Here is a 17,818-nt window from a genome sequence, read left to right as displayed (position 1 = left end):
TAACTAACCTTTTTATAAAAACTTTTTCTTATAATGCTATAAAAAGTGATGATCACGAAAATCATCACTTTGTTTGTATTCTGAAAAATCTGTACAAATCAGACTTTTTCTTGTAGTTTGGCCATCTTAGCATAGATGCCGTCTTGTGCAATCAAGTCTTGGTGTCTGCCTCGTTCAACAATTCTCCCTTTGTCAAGTACCAAAATTTGATCAGCAGTCTGTATGGTTGACAGTCTGTGGGCAATGATAAAGGTTGTTCGCCCTTCTTTTAAGACTTCCATGGCTCTTTGTATGATTTCTTCAGTCTCTGTATCAATATGTGAGGTAGCTTCATCTAGAATAAGAATTTTGGGATTGCTGATCAGTGTTCTTGCAAAGGCAATTAATTGTCTTTCGCCACTAGAAAATGAAGATCCTCTTTCATAGACAGCTTGGTAGATTCCCTTCTCATAGCGAGAAAGCATTTGCTTAGCCCCTACCTTTTCTAGAGCATCTACAATCTCCTGATCGCTGTAGGCCGTATTTCCCATAGTCACATTTGAGGCAATTGTCCCTGTAAAGAGATAAGGATCCTGCAGAACAATTCCCATCTGAGATCTTAAACTTTCCCTAGAGAAGTTATTAATAGCTTGTCCATCAATGCTAATCCTTCCAGAATTGGGTTCGTAAAAACGATAAAGCAAATTCATGATGGAAGATTTACCAGAACCCGTATGTCCGACCAAGGCGACTGTTTGCCCCTTATCAGCATGAATACAAATATCTGATAGAACCATTTTATCCTTTTCATAGGCAAAATAAATAGTTTCAAAATCAACTATCCCATCAGAAATGTGAATTTCTTGTGTCTTCTCATCTTCTACCTTTTCCTCTAAGAGTACCATCAAGCGATGTCCTGTGACAGATGACCTTTGCAAATTAGACAACTGCCTAACCAGGTTTCCTAACAAATCAAAAAGCTTGGTTAAGTAGTTAATATAGATAAAGAGTTTTCCGACAGTCACACCTGGCTTATCTTGTAAAAATTGAAAACCAATAAAGGCCAAGATAAGGGCAACAATGGAGTATTTGACAAATTCCGTTACAGACCAAGAGGCCACAGAGTCAGCAAAAACGATCTGTTCGTCGGCTTTTTTCATGTGCTCAACCTGATCTTCAAATTCTCTTAAAACGTGATCCTCCTGATGGTATAGCTGCACAATAGAGATACCATTCATCATTTCGTTAACCTGAGTATTGACCTTACTTCTAGCATGGTAAAAGTCTTTCATAGGTTGGTCCGTTAGTTTTTTATAGATAATTTGCAGGCTATAAAATAAGGGAATCACCAAGAGTAGGAAAAAGCCGCTTCTAAGATCCAAATAAAATAGGAAGAAATAGATAAAGATAATTTGGACAAGACTAATAATAATCTGTGATAAAAGATTATCGTAAAACTGACTTCTTAAGGTCTCGGTATCATTAACAATCCTGGTCGCAATCTTGCCAGCCGGCTGATGATCAAAATAGGAAATGGGCAGCTTTTGCATAATATCAAAAGCTCGATTCCTTAAATTTGTAACGATTTTATTAGATGTATAGACCAAGGTTCTAAAGGAAATATAACGTAAGACAGCTGTTATAATGATTAATGCTAAGTATAATAACAGTAATTTTTGAAAGGCTAGCAAACCGACTTTTTTTCCTATGGACAAAGGTGTTAAGTACTTGTCTATCATATCTTGCAAGAGAAGAGGTGAAAACTGACTACCAGCAGTAGCAACAAGTAATAAGACTATGCCAGAGCAAAAAGGCAAGCTAACCGTCTTAATCTCTTTAATAAGTTTGATATAAAGGGACATTTTAGTCCTCCTGCGCTTGTTGTCGTTGGTACTGTTCAAAATACCAACCTTTTTCTTTTATAAGTTCTTCTGGGCTTCCTTTTTCAATAATTTTTCCCTGATCTAAAACAATAATCAAATCAGCATGGTGAACAGCTGAAAGCCGATGACTAACAATAATGGTTGTTTTATCCTGTCTTTCTCTTTGAATATTCTCAATGATTTTCATCTCTGTTCTAGCATCTACTGCTGACAAGGAATCATCCAATATTAATAGGTCAGGATTGGCCAGAAAAGCTCGAGCAATTGAAATCCTTTGTTTTTGCCCACCTGAAATAGATAAGCCGCGTTCACCAATCTTGGTTTCAAGTCCCTTGATCATATCGTTAACGTCATCTGAAAAAGCCGCTGTTTCAATGGCAGTCTGGATTTCCTCTGAGCTTGCTGACTTTTTACCCATGGCAATATTTTCCAAGACAGACTTAGAAAAGAGAATATGCTCTTGGGGCACATAGCCGATGTGACTTTCAATGGATTGGCGCTGATAGCTCAAAATATTCCTATCATTAAGATTAAATTGTCCTCTACCAACTGGGTATTGCCTCAGAAGTTGCCTGACTAAGGTCGTCTTTCCAGATCCTGTTTTTCCAACAATACCTAGGGTCTGACCTTTTTCTAAAGCTAAATTAAGATCAATCAAGCTGGCTTTTTTAGCATTGGCATAGGAAAAATAATAGTGGGAAAAGCTAATCTTTTCAAAACTTTCTAATTCCCTGTCACCATCATTTTCAAGATCATCCCCTGTTAAAATTAATTCATTAATTTTATCAAAAGAATTGTTTCCAGTTTGGTAAATTAAGATAAAATCTGACAGCATGGCAAAAGGTTCCACTAGGGAAACCAGATAAAGCTGCAAAGCAATAATCTGACCTAAAGATATCTGCTGCTTGGCAACAAATTCTACTCCAACAAATAAGATCAAGATAGTACTGATAGCTATCATAAGATAGTAAGTAGGAAAGAAGAGCCCACGGTAAGTCCCAACTTTATTCCAACGATCTGCTAGATCCTTTGTTTTCTGCCTAAACTTTGCTTCCAAGTGCTCCTTTTTACTATAGGCCCGCATGACCTTGATACCTTCTACTGTCTCTAGAACCTCATCACTTAAGTGAGAGATTGCTTCACGTGCCTCCTCCACTAAAAGCTCTTGACGCTTAATGAGAAAATAAATAATTCCTATCATAAAGAAGATAGGAATCATACCTACTAGGCTCAACTTCCAAGAGATTAAAAACATGGTTGGGATGATAAAGATAAACATTCCACCAGCATAAAGGATAATCATCAATCCATAGCCGATAAGCTCCATGAGTGCTTCCACATCCGTAGAAAAACGTGTCATCATATCTCCAGAACGAAATTTCTCGTAAAAGGGGGTTCTCATAAAAACCAGCTTTTTAAAGGCACGCTGCTGTAAATCACATTTAAAGTGAACAGATTCTTGAAATAGTTTTAAATGCCAGATATAGCTTGTCAAATACGACAAAAGGGTAGCCAAAATAAGAATCAATAACCCTAAGGATAGGGACTGAACTGTTAACTGCTTTTTGGTCATTTGATCAATCAGACCTTGAATAACCTTTGTAGGAACAATCAAAGAAGCGTCATAGATAGTAAGTGTTAGGGCTATCAGAATGTAAACCCACTTTTTTTCTTTAATATACTGTGTCATTAAGGATAACATCTTATCCTCCTTTTTTAAAAACAACTATAGGTCAAAAAATACATTTTTGTACACAAAAAGCCCGTGATAAAAGTCTCCTTCCTACCACGGGCTCTCATATATTGAGTTATTTAGTCACAAAAATAACTAATTATCTTGGTTGGAAAGGAGAAAAATAGAATAGGTATTTGCATTCGAAACTGTAAGTAACATTATTAAATTCTCCTTTCATTAAGTTAAAACAAATTCTAACATAGTTAAATCCCTTTGTAAAGGCTTTTTTTAAAACTTTTTTCTCTTATTTGGCTCCTAAAGACTATTCTTTTTTAAGATGAAGTTTAATTTTTATAACTGCTATTTTGCGAACTATTGTTTTTTATTAAATTAATTCGTTCGTTTTTTATGATAATAATAGGTGTTTTTAAAAATAAATTCATTTGTTTTTCGCATTTTACTCTTTTTGATATTGTAATTACTGTAAAAACATTGTAAAATATGAAACATAAGATTATCTAATACATTAGGAGTATTTATGAAAAAGCATATTGTTCTAAAAAGCAGTATTTTAAGTGTTATGGCTGGTGTTTCTCTCTTGGTGACATCAGTTCAGGCTGAGCAAGTCGATGTTCAACTTTTAGGCGTTAATGATTTCCATGGCGCTTTAGATGCAAAAGGATCAGCTTATATGCCTGATGGTAAAGTGGCTGATGCTGGTACTGCTGCTCAATTAGATGCCTATCTAGATGATGCTCAAGCTGATTTCAAGCAAGCAAATTCAGATGGTACAAGCATCCGTGTTCAGGCTGGGGACATGGTTGGGGCCAGCCCTGCTAACTCAGGATTGTTACAAGATGAGCCAACTGTTCAAGTCTTTAATAAAATGGGATTTGAATATGGTACCTTAGGTAATCATGAGTTTGATGAAGGTTTAGCTGAATTTAACCGTATCATGACCGGTCAAGCACCTGCTGCTGATTCAAAAATCAATGATATTACTAAAAATTACAATCATCAAGCTTCTGAACAAACCATTGTTATTGGTAACGTCATTGATAAAGAAAGTAAAAAAATTCCATACAACTGGGAACCTTATGCTATCAAAGAAATTCCAGTCAATAATAAGTCTGTCAAAGTTGGTTTTATTGGAATTGTTACAACTGAAATTCCAAACCTTGTCTTAAAACAAAATTATGAACAATATGAATTCCTTGACGCTGCAGAAACGATTGCTAAATATGCCAAAGAATTGCATGAAAAAAATGTTAATGCTATCGTTGTTTTAGCCCATATCCCTGCAACAAGCACCAAAGACGGTGTCGTTAATGATGAAATAGCAACTGTTATGGAAAAAGTGAGCAAGCTTTACCCAGAGCACAGTGTTGATGTGGTCTTTGCTGGACACAATCACAAATATACCAATGGTGTTATCGGCAAAACCCGCGTGGTTCAAGCCGTATCACAAGGTAAAGCTTACGCAGATGTCCGTGGTAAACTAGACACTGATACACAAGATTTCGTAGCAGTACCTGAGGCTGAAGTGATTGCGGTAGCTCCAGGACGCAAAACCGGAAGTGCCGATATTCAAGCCATCGTGGATCAGGCCAACGAAATTGTCAAAACCGTCACTGAAAAGAAAATCGGAACTGCTGCAACAGCTTCAACCATTACTAAAACAGAAAACGAAGACAAAGAATCACCAGTAGGTAATCTGGTCACTAGCGCTCAGCTAGCAATTGCTAAAAAGACATTCCCTAATATTGATTTTGCCATGACCAATAACGGTGGTATCCGTGCTGATTTACTTGTCAAAGATAACAAAGACATTACTTGGGGAGCTGCTCAGGCCGTTCAACCTTTTGGTAATATTCTTCAAATTATCCAAATGACCGGTCAACAAATCTATGATGTCTTGAACCAACAATATGGCGATGGTCAAAAGTACTTCCTTCAAATGTCTGGTTTGAAATACACTTACACTGACAATGGTTCAAATGAGCCTGCTGTGCCATTCAAAGTGGTTAAAGTCTACAAAGACAACGGCGAGGAAATTGATTTAGCTGCCAACTATAGTCTTGTGGTCAACGACTTCCTCTACGGTGGTGGAGATGGTTTCTCAGTCTTTAAAAATGCTAAATTACTTGGTGCCATCAACCCAGATACTGAGGTCTTTATTGAATACATCAAAGACTTAGAAGCAGCTGGAAAACCTGTTACTGCTGGCATTAACGGTGTTAAAACCTATGTCACTGTTAAAATGGAAACTTCAAAAACAAGTGATGAAAAAGGAACACATGAACTTGTCAATCGTGTTTATCGTGACCGTAATGGAAAGATCATTGCCACTGAACTTGTTTCTGACTTATTCTCACCTAGTCAAAAATCTGATCAACAGATAAAAGAAAGTGCTAGGCTAGCAAGTACTAGTCTGCAAGCTCATGCTTCTGGTAAAATTGCTGTTAAAAACCAAGAATTACCACATGCAGGAAGTAATCACAATAGTTCAATTTTACTTTCTTTATTTGGTATGGTAAGCCTATCCTTTGCTAAACTAGTAAAGAAAAAAGACCAGAATTAAAAAATAAGCCTCATCACTAAAGCATGTCTTTCTTAAGCAGACCCCAAGTTTACTTAAGAAAATGACAAGGCAACAGTGTGAGGCCTTTTATATTAGAATACCTTCCAGATGATCCAGTTCGTGCTGACAAATTTGAGCAGGTAAATCTTTTAACCTTAGAGATTTTTTACGCCAATTGAGATCAAGATATTCTACCCTGATTTCTTTATAACGTTTTGCTCTTTTGGCCCCAACTAAAGATAGGCAAGATTCTTCACTTTCAAATTCCCTACTTTTTTCCATTATTTGTGGATTAAACATGACTAAATCAACAAAGCCAAGACTAACAATGATGACACGTTTTTTATAACCAATCATGTTGGCAGCCATCCCAAGACATTGTTCCCGATGCTCTTCTAGAGTATCTTGTAAATCCTTTCCTATCCATAGATCATCCTTACTAGCTTCAGATGATTTTTCCTGTAAAAATAAGGGATCTTTCATTATTTTTCGAATCATATTTCTTGCCTCTCTTCTCATACATTATCATTTTATTATTATAACAAAAAAGGAACCCAGATAGACATTTGGATTCTTCATTATTTTTTACAATACTGATAAAAAAGAGCTCATCAGCTGTTAGGTTCTGATTTAAACTATACCTTGAGCTGACATTGCTTGAGCAACCTTTAGGAATCCAGCAATATTAGCTCCTTGAATCAAATTCCCCTCTTGGCCAAATTCCTTGGCTGCCTGGGAAGCATTCAAGTAGATTGATTTCATAATATCTTGTAATTTTTGATCAACCTCTTCAAATGACCAGGCCAAGCGTGAACTATTTTGAGCCATTTCAAGGGCTGATACAGCTACTCCTCCTGCATTGGCTGCCTTAGCAGGAGCAAATAAAATGCCTGCTTCTTGGAAAATAGAGATAGCTGGTAAAGTTGAAGGCATGTTAGCTCCTTCGGCTACTGCAAGAATGCCATTTTCAACTAAAGTCCTAGCATCAGATTCATCTAATTCATTTTGGGTAGCACAAGGAAAGGCCAGGTCAGCTTTAATCTGCCAAATGGTCGCTTGCTTGGCTTCTGTGTAGCTGGCATGAGGATGAAATTCCAAGTATCTATAGAGACGTTCTCGTCTCACTTCTTTGATGTCTTTTACGGTTTCTAAATCAATCCCCTTAGGATCATGGATAAAACCAGATGAATCTGACATAGCGATAACCTTAACACCCAATTCTTGCAGTTTTTCGCTAGCATAAATGGCTACATTACCAGAGCCTGAAACGATGGCAGTCTTGCCTTTTAATGTGATAGACTTGGCCTTAAGCATTTGTTCTGTAAAGTAGACCAGACCATAACCAGTTGCTTGTGTGCGAGCTAGTGATCCACCAAAACTCAGACCTTTCCCAGTTAAAACACCATTTTGAAAACCATTGAGTCTTTTATATTGACCATACATATAAGCAATTTCACGGGCACCAACGCCAATATCTCCGGCTGGAACATCACTATCTGGACCAATATATTTTTGAAGTTCAGTCATAAAACTCTGAGTAAAGCGCATCACTTCATTATCTGACTTGCCTTTAGGATCAAAATTTGACCCACCCTTTCCTCCGCCAATTGGCTGTCCGGTCAAGGAATTTTTAAAGATTTGTTCAAAACCTAAGAATTTAATGATGGATTGATTAACAGAAGGATGAAATCTCAGGCCACCCTTATAAGGACCAATTGCTGAAGAAAACTGCACACGGTAGCCACGGTTAACTTGAACCTTTCCCTGATCATCAAGCCAGGGAACCCTAAAGGAAATCAGACGTTCTGGTTCAACCAGGCGTTCTAAAATGTTTTCTTCTATATATCTTGGATACTTATCAAATACTGGCACTAATGACTCAAAAACTTCACCCACAGCTTGTAAAAATTCACTTTCATTGGGATTGTCATTTTTGACTTTTTCAAAGACTTTTGCAACATATTCTTTTCCGGTCATCTTATTCTCACCTTTCATGAATGCTTTAATTCTCAAGTTACTAGATATTATAAAGTGACTGGATATCCCTGTCAAGGTCTCCTTATTAGTTAAGATTAAGAAAGAAGATCTATTTCTAAAGCTCAGAAATAGGCCCAGACCTTCTAGATAAGTTTCAAAAAATCCCTTAGTTTGCCTCTTTAAACTGGCTATTATAAAGGTCGAAATAAAAACCTTTGGCATCTAAGAGAGTTTGATGCTTGCCTTGTTCGATAATCTGTCCGTCCTTTAAGACAAGAATCTTATCTGCTTCTTGAATGGTTGATAATCTATGGGCAATCACAAAACTAGTTCGACCCTTCATCAGTTCTTTCATCGCCTTTTGAATTAAGAGTTCTAGTCGGGTATCAACAGAGGAAGTCGCTTCGTCTAAAATAAGGATCTTAGGATCTGCAAGAAGAGCTCTGGCTATGGTTAATAACTGCTTTTGCCCCAAGGAGATGTTACTTGATTCCTGATTCATCAACATTTCATAACCACCGGGAAGAGTCCTAATGAAATGATCAACATTGGCTGTTTTAGCTGCTTCAATAATATCTTCTTCACTGGCAGTAAGATTTCCAAACTGTAAGTTGTCTTTGATTGATCCTTCAAATAGCCAAGCATCCTGTAAGACCATACCAAATTGACTACGGTATTCTTTTCGTGATAAATCTTTAATATTATAGCCATCCACAGTGATTGAACCCTGGTTGACATCGTAAAAACGCATTAAAAGATTGATTAAAGTAGTTTTACCAGCACCTGTCGGTCCAACAATAGCAACCATTTCTCCTGCTTGAACATCCAATGTAAAATCTTGGATAAGCTTCTTATCCTGATCGTAGGAAAAAGTTACCTGATTAAAGGAAACCTGACCACTTAATGGCTTTTCTAAGTGGTATTTGGCTTTAGATAAATCATCAGCCTCATCTAAAACAGCAAAGATCCGTTCTAAAGAAGATTTGGCACTTTGTAGGGCTGGTGCTAACTGCGTGATAGTTTGAATAGGTTGACTGATTTGCCAAGTGTACTGAACAAAGGCTTGCATATTACCCAAACTCAGTTTACCGGCTAGGACCTGCAGCCCTGAAACCAGAGCAATGATCATATAGACCGAATCTGAAATAAAATGTAAAACTGGCATCATCATTGCAGAAATAAAACTAGCCTTAAATCCGGCTTCTTGCAAACGATCTGTAATCCTATGAAATTCCTCTTCTGAAGCTTGCTCTCGTCCGTAAAGTTTTAAGATATTAAAACCACTTAATCGTTCTTGTACAAAGCCATTCATATCTCCTAAAACCTTGGCCTGCTCCTTAAAGTAAGGCTGTGATTTCTTTACAACAAATTGACTTGAAAAATAGATTAAAGGCACTGAGACAATTAATATAGAAGCCAAAGGAGCATAGATATATAAAGTCATTGCTATAGCTAGTATAATAGTCAAAAAAGCATTAATAATCTGTAAAAAGGACTGTTGTAAGGCATTTGAAACTGTTTCAACATCAGAAGTAAACCTGCCCAGCATATCACCAAATTGATGTTGATCAAAATAAGAAACGGAGATCCTATTAATCTTCTGACTGAGGTCACTTCTTAAGTCTCTAATACTAGACTGGACGACCCTAGTCATAAAATAATTTGAGCCAAAAGCACCCAGTTCAAAGAAGATAACTCTGATAAAGTACAGAAGAAGGATTAGGCTGATATAGGGAATGTTGAGTTTAGCACCCTCTACTCCTTTTGCCATATCGATGAGATTACTAGAAATCTCTGTGATGGCCAAACCAAGGACAAAGGGCTCAAGGACACTCATGACAACACTCATAATTTTAAGGAGAATTGCTGTGAGCAGTGACAATTGATAAGGTCTGAGATAAGGCCAAAGACCTTTAAAAAGCGTCTCTTTTTTCATTAGTCATCCTCCTTTTCAGTGCTTTTACTATTTAATTGTGAGTTGGCAATTTCAGCATAAATCTCATTTGTTTTAAGTAGTTCTTCATGGGTCCCCCGACCAACAATTTCCCCCTCATCAAGGACAATAATTTGGTCAGCATCCATAATGGTGCCCACGCGCTGAGCAACAATTAAGACAGTAGCATCTTTGGTAACCTTTTTTAAGCCTTTTCTCAAAATAGCATCAGTTTTATAATCAAGTGCAGAAAAAGAATCATCAAAGATATAAATATCTGGTTTTTTGACAAGAGCACGCGCAATAGAGAGCCGTTGTTTTTGTCCCCCTGATAAATTGCTGCCGCCTTCAGCAAGATGCGTCTGATAGCCTTCCATTCGACTTTCAATAAATTCTCTGGCCTGAGATACTTCAGTTGCTTGATCCAGCTCAGGAAAACTAGCATCTTCTTTTCCGTATTTTAAATTTTCTTCAATGGTTCCTGTAAATAAGAGAGCCCTTTGTGGGATAAAGCCAATCTTTGCTCGTAAGGCCTTCAATTGGTAGTCTCTGACATCAATTCCATCCACTAGGATCTTGCCAAAGGTCACATCAAAAAAACGTGGAATAAGATTAACTAGTGAGGACTTACCTGACCCTGTTGATCCTATAAAAGCAATTGTTTCACCAGGTTTCGTTTTAAAAGAAATATTATTTAATACTGGATTTTCGGTTTCACCAGGATAGGCAAAGCTAACATTATCAAACTCAAGATAACCCTTAGTCTGACTTTCTTTGATACCATCTTCATTTTTAGAAATAGACAGGGGCATATCTAAAACTTCACTAATCCGCTTGCTAGAAACAGTCATCCTTGGATACATGGTAAAGATATTGGCAAATAATAAAAAGGAAAAGAGGGCATGAAAGCTGTACTCAATAAAGGCTACCAGATCCCCTATCTTAAATTGTCCCTTTTGTAAGGGATCCAAGGCAAACCAGACAATGGCCACAATCATTGCTATAATAATTTGGGCAAATAAGGGTTCTGTCAGTCCGGTTAAGGTGAATAGGCGCTTAGAAGTTTGAGCATAGTCATCGTTTTTCTCATTAAATCGTTTTTCCTGAAAATCTTCCCTAGCAAAGGCCCTGATAACCCGTAGACCAGTAAGATTTTCCCTAACTAATTGGTTAATCTTATCTAAATTCTTTTGTTGCTTTTCAGAAAGTGGTTTTGTTTTGATAGCAACATAGACCACTACAGAGGTCAAAAATGGTATGGAGACAGCTACAATCCAAGCTAGGGATGGACTGGTAATGAGGATCATAATGACAGAAAAAACCATCATCAAGGGTGTAATCACTCCTAGCCTCAAGGCCATTTCTGCAAACTGCATTAAGACAAAGGCATCATTAGTCATTCTGGTCACTAAAGAAGAAACCCCAATTTTTTCATATTCTGTATGGGAATAATCTTGTAAGCAACTGTACATATCATTTCTTAGCTCTTTAATCATGGTAGTTGTGAGCTTACTGGAAGCGTAAGATAAAATAAGACGCCCAATCACCCCTAAAATGACAAGAAGAAACATCATGATTGTCCAAAAATATAAGGCAGCAAGGTCTTTTTGAGCAACTCCTTGATCTATCATTCTGGCCAGCATGGTCGGAAGACCTAAGTTGACAAATACAAAAAACAGAGCACCCAAGATATCAAGAAATAACCACCACTTCTTCGTCCTTAAATAAGACCATATTAATCCCATATCTCATCTCCTTTTGATCTTTTGATAGTAAAAGAAGTGCCTAGGCACCTCTTTGTTTTATATCTAGTCTATCATATCATGTGAACTTTATGACAAAGTTTATGACATTTTATCATTGATTAAGGCTTTAATCAATAGCTGAGCTGACAGCTTTTTTAAGATTAAAAGGTGTATGATCCACTTATTGAGCAAGGTCACTGAGATAGTCATACCTTTCATACTTTTCAAGTAGTTCTAAGTTTGCCTGATCTAAACTAGCTTGCAAATCAGCTAGCTGATCATAATCACTAGCCACATCTTGCATCTGCAATTCGATCTTTTGAATCTCTTCTTCAATGGCACTTATATCACCTTCAATGTTAGCCCACTCTTGTTTTTCAAGGTAAGACATTTTCTTTTTGTCTCTATTTTCCTTGGACGCTTTAGAAAGGTTATTAGGTTCACTCTCTGTTTTTTTAGAACTCAGGCTCTTCTTAAAATCAACTTCGTCAATGTAATCACTATAATTACCATGAAAAACAGTGAGTTGCCCCTCTTCAAAGGATATGATCTTACTTGCTACCTTATCCAAAAAATAACGATCATGGCTAACTGTAATGACCGGTCCTGCAAAATGAGTCAAGAAATTTTCTAAAACAGTTAAGGTTGCTATATCAAGATCGTTAGTAGGTTCGTCTAGTAAGAGGACATTTGGCTTTTCAATTAAAATTTTCAAAAGGTAAAGTCTTTTTTTCTCACCACCAGATAACTTTGAAATGAGGGTACCATGGCTAGATCTTGGAAATAAGAATTGTTCTAAAAGCTCACTGACACTGGTGGTCCCAACTTTTGTATCTACTTCATCTGCAACTTCTTGCAAATAGCTAATAACCCTTTTATTAGGATCCATATCCTTAATTTGTTGTGAAAAATAGCCTACTCTGATGGTTTCGCCAATAATCACTTTTCCAGAACTAGCTGCTAATTCACCATTAATCAGCTGCAAAAGTGTGGATTTTCCAACACCATTATCACCTATTATGCCTATGCGATCCTTATTTTGGATAATGAGGTTAAAATTGCTAATCAGAGGCTTGTCTTCTTGGTAAGAAAAGGAAAGCTCTTCAAAATGGATGACCTTTTTTCCAATGCGGCTGGTTTCAAAGTTAATATCCAGCTCTTCTTTGTTAGTTTCAGTCTGGACTTGACTTTTCAAATCATGAAAACGATTAATCCTAGCTTGTTGCTTTGTTGCACGAGCCTGCGGCTGAGTCCTCATCCAAGCCAATTCTTGCTTGTACAATTGCTTTTTCTTATGCAGGTTGGCTGCATCACGTTCATCTTGTTCTGCCTTTAGTCGGACATAATCCTGATAGTTCCCCTGGTATTCTTTTAGACTAGACTGATCTAATTCAAAGATCCGAGTGGCAATCTTATCCAGAAAATAACGATCATGGGTGATGAAAAGAACTGTTTTTTTAGAAGTCTGCAAATAATGAGATAGCCAAGCAATCGTTTCAATATCAAGATGGTTGGTTGGCTCATCTAAAAGTAGGAGATCAGAATCTCTCAGTAAAACTTGTGCTAATTGAACCCGTCTTCTCATACCACCAGACAAGCTACTAACTTTTTGCTCTAGCTGACTGATGCCCAGTTTTGATAGAACTGTTTTTACTTCACTTTCAATTGCCCAGGCATCTAAACGATCCATCTCAGACATTATTTTTTCTAGACGCTCCTGGTCAGCATCTGAATAATGTGACAAGAGTAATTGGTATTCTCTGATAAGACGCATTTCTGCTAGATCTGAAGACAAAACAGTATCCAGTACAGTTTTTTGGTCATCAAAATCTGGATCCTGTGTCAAATAAGATATTTTATAATCCTTAGACATTGAAAAAGGCGACTTGTCTCCATCGAAACCTAATTTTCCGTAGATGACATCTAAGAGGGTTGTTTTTCCTGTTCCGTTTACTCCAATTATTCCAATCCGATCATAGCTGTGAATGATAAAAGAAATGGCCTCAAAAACCGTTTTATCACCAACGGTTTTACTTAGTTTTTCAACTAAAAAATCACTCATTTTCTAACTCCTTGATAGTAAATGCTTTGATCGCTTCCATCTGATTCAAGAGGCTCCCCTCAACGATGGCTGCTTCAATTTTTTTCAAGAGTAAGCCAAGTTTTGGCCCCGGTTGCAAGTGAAGCTCTTTAATCAAGTAACTACCATTGACAACTATTTCATGTTTATCATGAATGACCAGTTCTTTATCAAGTTTTTCAATAGCAGTGAAGTCTGTTTCTAAAGCTTTTGCTTGTCTCAAGAGTTCTGTCAAGTCTGCCACTTCTTTTCCAAACTGATAGATATCTAGGCGACTATAGCTTCTTTTAAGACGAATATGATAGAGATCAACAATAGAAAGAACTTTTTTCTGGAAATCCTTGGATGTTTTCCAGACTTTCAGGAAATGCTTGACATTAGTAATTTTTAGATCAAGAATTAAATTAGCCCACGCCTGCTCACTACTATGAAATTGAAAATCACTTTTTAGCTGACTAATCAAGGCTCTTAATTCTTGTTTTTTATTAAGTAAACCAGGCAAATAATTATAAGCCTTGGCTTCAATTAACTTTTCTAAACCATTACGCCAAAAAGGAGAGCTCAACAATTTGTCAAATTCAATGAAAGAGCGTTCAATGGATATTTTTTCCAAGAGCGGTGCATGAGAACACATGGCAGCAAATGTTGCCTCCTCAATTTCAAAATTGAGGCTAGCTGCAAAGCGAAAGCCTCGCATGATACGCAAAGCATCTTCTTCAAATCTTTCTTTTGCTCTACCAACAGCACGCAACTTTTTATTCTTTAGATCTTCTAGACCATTGAATTTATCAATAATCTGTCCTTCTTCATCAAGAGCTAGAGCATTGACTGTAAAGTCCCTTCTTTTCAAATCCTCTTCCAGAGATCGGACAAAGGAAACCTGACTAGGCCTACGGTAATCAACATAGATGTCTTCTGTCCTAAAGGTTGTAATTTCATACTCTTCACCATTTTCAAGCACTAAAACAGTGCCATGTTCTATACCGATATCCACTGTCCGAGGGAATATGGTCTTAGTTTCTTCTGGATAAGAGCTTGTCGCAATATCAACATCATGTATGGGGCGTTCAAGCAAGATATCTCGAACACCACCACCCACAAAATAAGCCTGATAACCAGCTTCTTTTATTTTTTTTAATATTGGTAAAGCCTTCTGAAATTCAGAAGGCAGTGTTATTAATTTCATATAAATTTCTCTAAATCATAGACAAGTTGATCACTGCCAACAAGAATAGTCATTCCTTCTTTTTGAACTTTATTTCATTATGGGAGTAAATCCAAGAGCTACAGCATTTGAGCCTAAATGGGTACCAACCACAGCACTAAATTTTGCTTCTGTGAACTTATCTGGTAAACCACTTTCTATCAACATGTCTTTTAACAAATTGGCTTTTTCCTCACCATCAGCATGGATAATGGAAAATTCATAATCAGCCTTATCATTTTGATCATTGAGTAATTCAACTAAACGTTTTAAGGCTTTTTTCTCCGTTCTTACCTTTTCATAGACGACAATCTTACCCTCGTCATTAAAATATAGTATCGGCTTGATACTGAGGAGATTTCCTAAAATCGCTGAGCCATTTGACAGGCGCCCACCTTTCACCAGATGGTTCAAATCATCTACTAAAACAAAGGCAGAGGTTCCATCTATCTGAATCTGTAAGCGTTCAATCACTTCTTCAAAGCTATAACCTGCTGCATTCCACTCTAAGACATTTCTTAACATAAGTCCAACTGGAACTGAGGCTATTTTACTATCTGGAAAAGCAATGTTTAAATCAGGATGTTCGTCCACTAAAAATTGGATATTTTGCCAGAATCCTGAAATCCCACCAGCTAAGAACAAACCAATAACATGGGTATAGCCCTTAGCAGGGAGTTCACTTAATAAATCATCCAAAGCAGATAGGGATGGCTGGCTGGTTTTTGGTAGCTCCGTAGAAGCGGCCATTTTTTGATAGAATTCATCTAGATCAATATTTTTACCTTCATAAAAAGTTTGATCCCCAATGATTATTGGAATATCCAGAATGTACAGGTCACTATTGTCTACCAGTTCTGGAGGAACATCTGTTGTATTATCTGTGATTACTGCTAATTTCATTAATTTTTAAACTCCAAATTGATACCAGGACGATCAAGTGCGATCTCGGTCACTTCATACGTCAATCTTTGAACCATGTCTAACAAAGGTTCGGCCAAGTTTTCCACTTCACTTTGTGTAAACTCACTTGGTTTGTCAATCAAGCGACCAACAATAGAAACCATTTGTGAAACAACACCACTGATCACAAACTCTTCTTTAACGATCATAAATTGTAAAACAGCGACAATGACGGTTTCGGTTTTTGCCGTATCCTTATTGATTAATTGAAAGGTTACTTCAAAATTAGTCTCAGGTGAGCCATTTTCTTTTTCCCATTCAAGATTTCTAGCGTCATAATGGTATTGGTTTACAAATTCTTTTTCACGAACTAATTTCATTTTTCTTCTCCTTGAGCACGATATGAACCATTATAGCATAGTTTTGGCCATTGGAAAAGTGAGCTTTCAATTAGAATTTCTTTTGAGGATGCTTTTCAACGATTTCTGCATGCTTTTCTAAAACTTTTTTTCCTTTTGTACTTAAGGCATAAGACCTTAAGCTAAAAAGTTTTCCTAGTTCTTCTTCACTATAGCATTGAGCCATAGCCTGATCCAAATCTTTTCTTTTCATTTTGGACAGGCCTTTGATACCTTTTTGACTTAAAAACTCTTTTAGTTTTAAAGCTGATAAATGCCTAAGGGAGTCAAAAGCAGAATCAATTGTTACAAAAGAATGATGGATTAACCAGTCCAATTCTTTTTCAGCATCAATTCCATAAGTAGTATAGAAATATTTGTGATGGGGATTTTCTGTTGTGTAGCTACCAAAATTAATCCGCCACAGCATGATAATGTGTCCTGGCAAAAGGCCTTCTGCAGTTCTTATCATATTTCTTTTTGGGATCGGTTTTTGTATAAGTTCCTCTTTGTACTTGTCGGAAACAAAGGGCATTTCTGAATGATTGGAATAAACTTCTTTTATCGTTTTCATAAGGTTATTATAACAAAAAATCATCCTTTTCAGGATGATTGGGGTTTTTAAATTTTAGTCAACTGATAACTTAATAGCCATTTATTCTTAAAGACCAAGCATCGTCTAGAGCTAAAGTCTCAGTATCTGTATAAGAACGACGATATTTGTTCCAAACACTATTTGTGTTTTGTGCCGCTAGGCCATTTCCATTACCTGCTTGAGCACTTGTGCCAGCTGCTTGATTGCTTGGACTTGCAACATCATAGGCTGTTAAGCCATAAGTCTGAATAATATGATTAAGTTTTACATTATAAGAGGTATCAGTAGCATATAGGCCTGTTAGGGCTGCTGTGGCATCCTGATAAGACAAAGTATTTGAGCGTCTTACACCTGCGTAAGTATTTGTGCTAAGTAAATTAGCATAATCAGAGAGCGACTCAGCAATACCTGGATAAGATCTAAAAGGTTGATCAATTTCATAGGGGTTACCCTTACCGTCGTCTTCCCAAGTTTTCATGGTCACAGAAGAACCATTATAAGCACCTTTAATTCCAAAGAAATTATAATATGGAGCTTGGCTAAGGCCAGACTGACCACTAGCTGATTCCAAAATAGCTTGTGCAATCATTACAGAAGCATACAAATCTCTTTCTTGAGCAATTTGACTTGCTGTTCCGGCGATTTCATTAATAAATGCTTGTGTTGGTGCACTTGATACAGTCTCAGCAGATACTCGTGACTCTTTATTTATTTGCGTTGTCACAAAATAAGTAGCTACTAGAGCAAGGATAGCTGCAAGTACGATGATTCCTTTTTTGCCTTTCTGGATTGTCATAAGATTATTCCTTTACTTTCACTTTTAATGTTGAATAATATTATAACACAAGAATTTAGTATTTCACTA

Annotated in this window: 12 protein-coding genes and 2 pseudogenes; 1 reads left to right on the top strand and 13 read right to left on the bottom strand. The window is 36.9% G+C overall.

The window, feature by feature from the left end; genetic code table 11:
• Positions 1 to 98: 98 nt before the first annotated feature.
• Both HBN42_RS00775 and HBN42_RS00770 read right to left on the bottom strand, forming a co-directional pair.
• Positions 99 to 1,841, bottom strand: coding sequence for an ABC transporter ATP-binding protein (locus HBN42_RS00775; RefSeq protein ID WP_165992790.1), 1,743 nt, complete (start codon positions 1,839 to 1,841; stop codon positions 99 to 101).
• Position 1,842: 1 nt separating this feature from the next.
• Positions 1,843 to 3,564: an ABC transporter ATP-binding protein gene (locus HBN42_RS00770; protein ID WP_165992788.1), complete on the bottom strand. Its 1,722-nt coding sequence runs from the start codon at positions 3,562 to 3,564 to the stop codon at positions 1,843 to 1,845.
• A 511-nt stretch (positions 3,565 to 4,075) separates the two neighbouring features.
• On the opposite strand from HBN42_RS00770, the gene HBN42_RS00765 reads away from it, so the two are divergent.
• Positions 4,076 to 6,118 (top strand): surface-anchored 5'-nucleotidase, encoded by a 2,043-nt coding sequence (locus tag HBN42_RS00765; protein ID WP_165992786.1) that lies wholly within the window; start codon positions 4,076 to 4,078, stop codon positions 6,116 to 6,118.
• An 87-nt stretch (positions 6,119 to 6,205) separates the two neighbouring features.
• Here the strand turns inward: HBN42_RS00765 and HBN42_RS00760 are convergent, their stop codons facing one another.
• The 11 genes and pseudogenes from HBN42_RS00760 to HBN42_RS00715 form a co-directional block, all read right to left on the bottom strand.
• Positions 6,206 to 6,616: a peptide deformylase gene (locus HBN42_RS00760; protein WP_165992784.1), complete on the bottom strand. Its 411-nt coding sequence runs from the start codon at positions 6,614 to 6,616 to the stop codon at positions 6,206 to 6,208.
• A gap of 132 nt (positions 6,617 to 6,748) precedes the next feature.
• Positions 6,749 to 8,095 carry an NADP-specific glutamate dehydrogenase gene (gene gdhA / locus HBN42_RS00755; RefSeq protein WP_165992782.1) on the bottom strand — a complete coding sequence of 449 codons (1,347 nt, stop codon included), beginning with the start codon at positions 8,093 to 8,095 and terminating at the stop codon, positions 6,749 to 6,751.
• A 166-nt stretch (positions 8,096 to 8,261) separates the two neighbouring features.
• Positions 8,262 to 10,031: an ABC transporter ATP-binding protein gene (locus HBN42_RS00750; protein ID WP_165992780.1), complete on the bottom strand. Its 1,770-nt coding sequence runs from the start codon at positions 10,029 to 10,031 to the stop codon at positions 8,262 to 8,264.
• On the bottom strand, positions 10,031 to 11,773 hold the full coding sequence (locus HBN42_RS00745; protein WP_165992778.1) for an ABC transporter ATP-binding protein: 1,743 nt from the start codon (positions 11,771 to 11,773) through the stop codon (positions 10,031 to 10,033). The genes HBN42_RS00750 and HBN42_RS00745 overlap by 1 nt, the downstream gene beginning before the upstream one ends.
• 181 nt (positions 11,774 to 11,954) lie before the next feature.
• Positions 11,955 to 12,170, bottom strand: a pseudogene (locus HBN42_RS10265) (ABC transporter C-terminal domain-containing protein); the annotation flags it as partial.
• A 77-nt stretch (positions 12,171 to 12,247) separates the two neighbouring features.
• A pseudogene (locus HBN42_RS00740) lies at positions 12,248 to 13,835 on the bottom strand (ABC-F family ATP-binding cassette domain-containing protein); the annotation flags it as partial.
• Positions 13,828 to 15,039, bottom strand: coding sequence for a CCA tRNA nucleotidyltransferase (locus tag HBN42_RS00735; RefSeq protein ID WP_165992774.1), 1,212 nt, complete (start codon positions 15,037 to 15,039; stop codon positions 13,828 to 13,830). The gene HBN42_RS00735 and the pseudogene HBN42_RS00740, both read right to left, overlap by 8 nt.
• 69 nt (positions 15,040 to 15,108) lie before the next feature.
• Complete coding sequence (locus HBN42_RS00730) at positions 15,109 to 15,960, bottom strand: DegV family protein (protein WP_165992772.1); 852 nt, start codon at positions 15,958 to 15,960, stop codon at positions 15,109 to 15,111.
• Positions 15,960 to 16,340, bottom strand: a complete 381-nt coding sequence (locus HBN42_RS00725) for a DUF1149 family protein (protein ID WP_165992770.1) — start codon at positions 16,338 to 16,340, stop codon at positions 15,960 to 15,962. Before HBN42_RS00725 ends, HBN42_RS00730 begins: the two co-directional genes overlap by 1 nt.
• A 70-nt stretch (positions 16,341 to 16,410) precedes the next feature.
• The gene (locus HBN42_RS00720) at positions 16,411 to 16,932 is read right to left on the bottom strand and encodes a hypothetical protein (protein WP_165992768.1); all 522 of its coding nucleotides are present in this window, start codon (positions 16,930 to 16,932) and stop codon (positions 16,411 to 16,413) included.
• 70 nt (positions 16,933 to 17,002) lie between these two features.
• Positions 17,003 to 17,749 carry a glycoside hydrolase family 73 protein gene (locus HBN42_RS00715; protein ID WP_165992766.1) on the bottom strand — a complete coding sequence of 249 codons (747 nt, stop codon included), beginning with the start codon at positions 17,747 to 17,749 and terminating at the stop codon, positions 17,003 to 17,005.
• Between the last annotated feature and the right edge of the window lie 69 nt (positions 17,750 to 17,818).

The organism is Streptococcus catagoni (assembly GCF_011421425.1).
GTDB lineage: Bacteria > Bacillota > Bacilli > Lactobacillales > Streptococcaceae > Streptococcus > Streptococcus catagoni.
The sequence above is the reverse complement of the archived record's forward strand: the minus strand, read 5'-3'. Positions and strand labels throughout refer to the sequence as shown.

What these genes read in the sequence shown, in the direction of transcription:
- HBN42_RS00775 (WP_165992790.1), bottom strand. Translation starts at nt 1,841, where the DNA reads ATGTCCCTTTATATCAAACTTATTAAAGAGATTAAGACGGTTAGCTTG.
- HBN42_RS00770 (WP_165992788.1), bottom strand. Translation starts at nt 3,564, where the DNA reads ATGTTATCCTTAATGACACAGTATATTAAAGAAAAAAAGTGGGTTTAC.
- HBN42_RS00765 (WP_165992786.1), top strand. Translation starts at nt 4,076, where the DNA reads ATGAAAAAGCATATTGTTCTAAAAAGCAGTATTTTAAGTGTTATGGCT.
- HBN42_RS00760 (WP_165992784.1), bottom strand. Translation starts at nt 6,616, where the DNA reads ATGATTCGAAAAATAATGAAAGATCCCTTATTTTTACAGGAAAAATCA.
- gdhA (WP_165992782.1), bottom strand. Translation starts at nt 8,095, where the DNA reads ATGACCGGAAAAGAATATGTTGCAAAAGTCTTTGAAAAAGTCAAAAAT.
- HBN42_RS00750 (WP_165992780.1), bottom strand. Translation starts at nt 10,031, where the DNA reads ATGAAAAAAGAGACGCTTTTTAAAGGTCTTTGGCCTTATCTCAGACCT.
- HBN42_RS00745 (WP_165992778.1), bottom strand. Translation starts at nt 11,773, where the DNA reads ATGGGATTAATATGGTCTTATTTAAGGACGAAGAAGTGGTGGTTATTT.
- HBN42_RS00735 (WP_165992774.1), bottom strand. Translation starts at nt 15,039, where the DNA reads ATGAAATTAATAACACTGCCTTCTGAATTTCAGAAGGCTTTACCAATA.
- HBN42_RS00730 (WP_165992772.1), bottom strand. Translation starts at nt 15,960, where the DNA reads ATGAAATTAGCAGTAATCACAGATAATACAACAGATGTTCCTCCAGAA.
- HBN42_RS00725 (WP_165992770.1), bottom strand. Translation starts at nt 16,340, where the DNA reads ATGAAATTAGTTCGTGAAAAAGAATTTGTAAACCAATACCATTATGAC.
- HBN42_RS00720 (WP_165992768.1), bottom strand. Translation starts at nt 16,932, where the DNA reads ATGAAAACGATAAAAGAAGTTTATTCCAATCATTCAGAAATGCCCTTT.
- HBN42_RS00715 (WP_165992766.1), bottom strand. Translation starts at nt 17,749, where the DNA reads ATGACAATCCAGAAAGGCAAAAAAGGAATCATCGTACTTGCAGCTATC.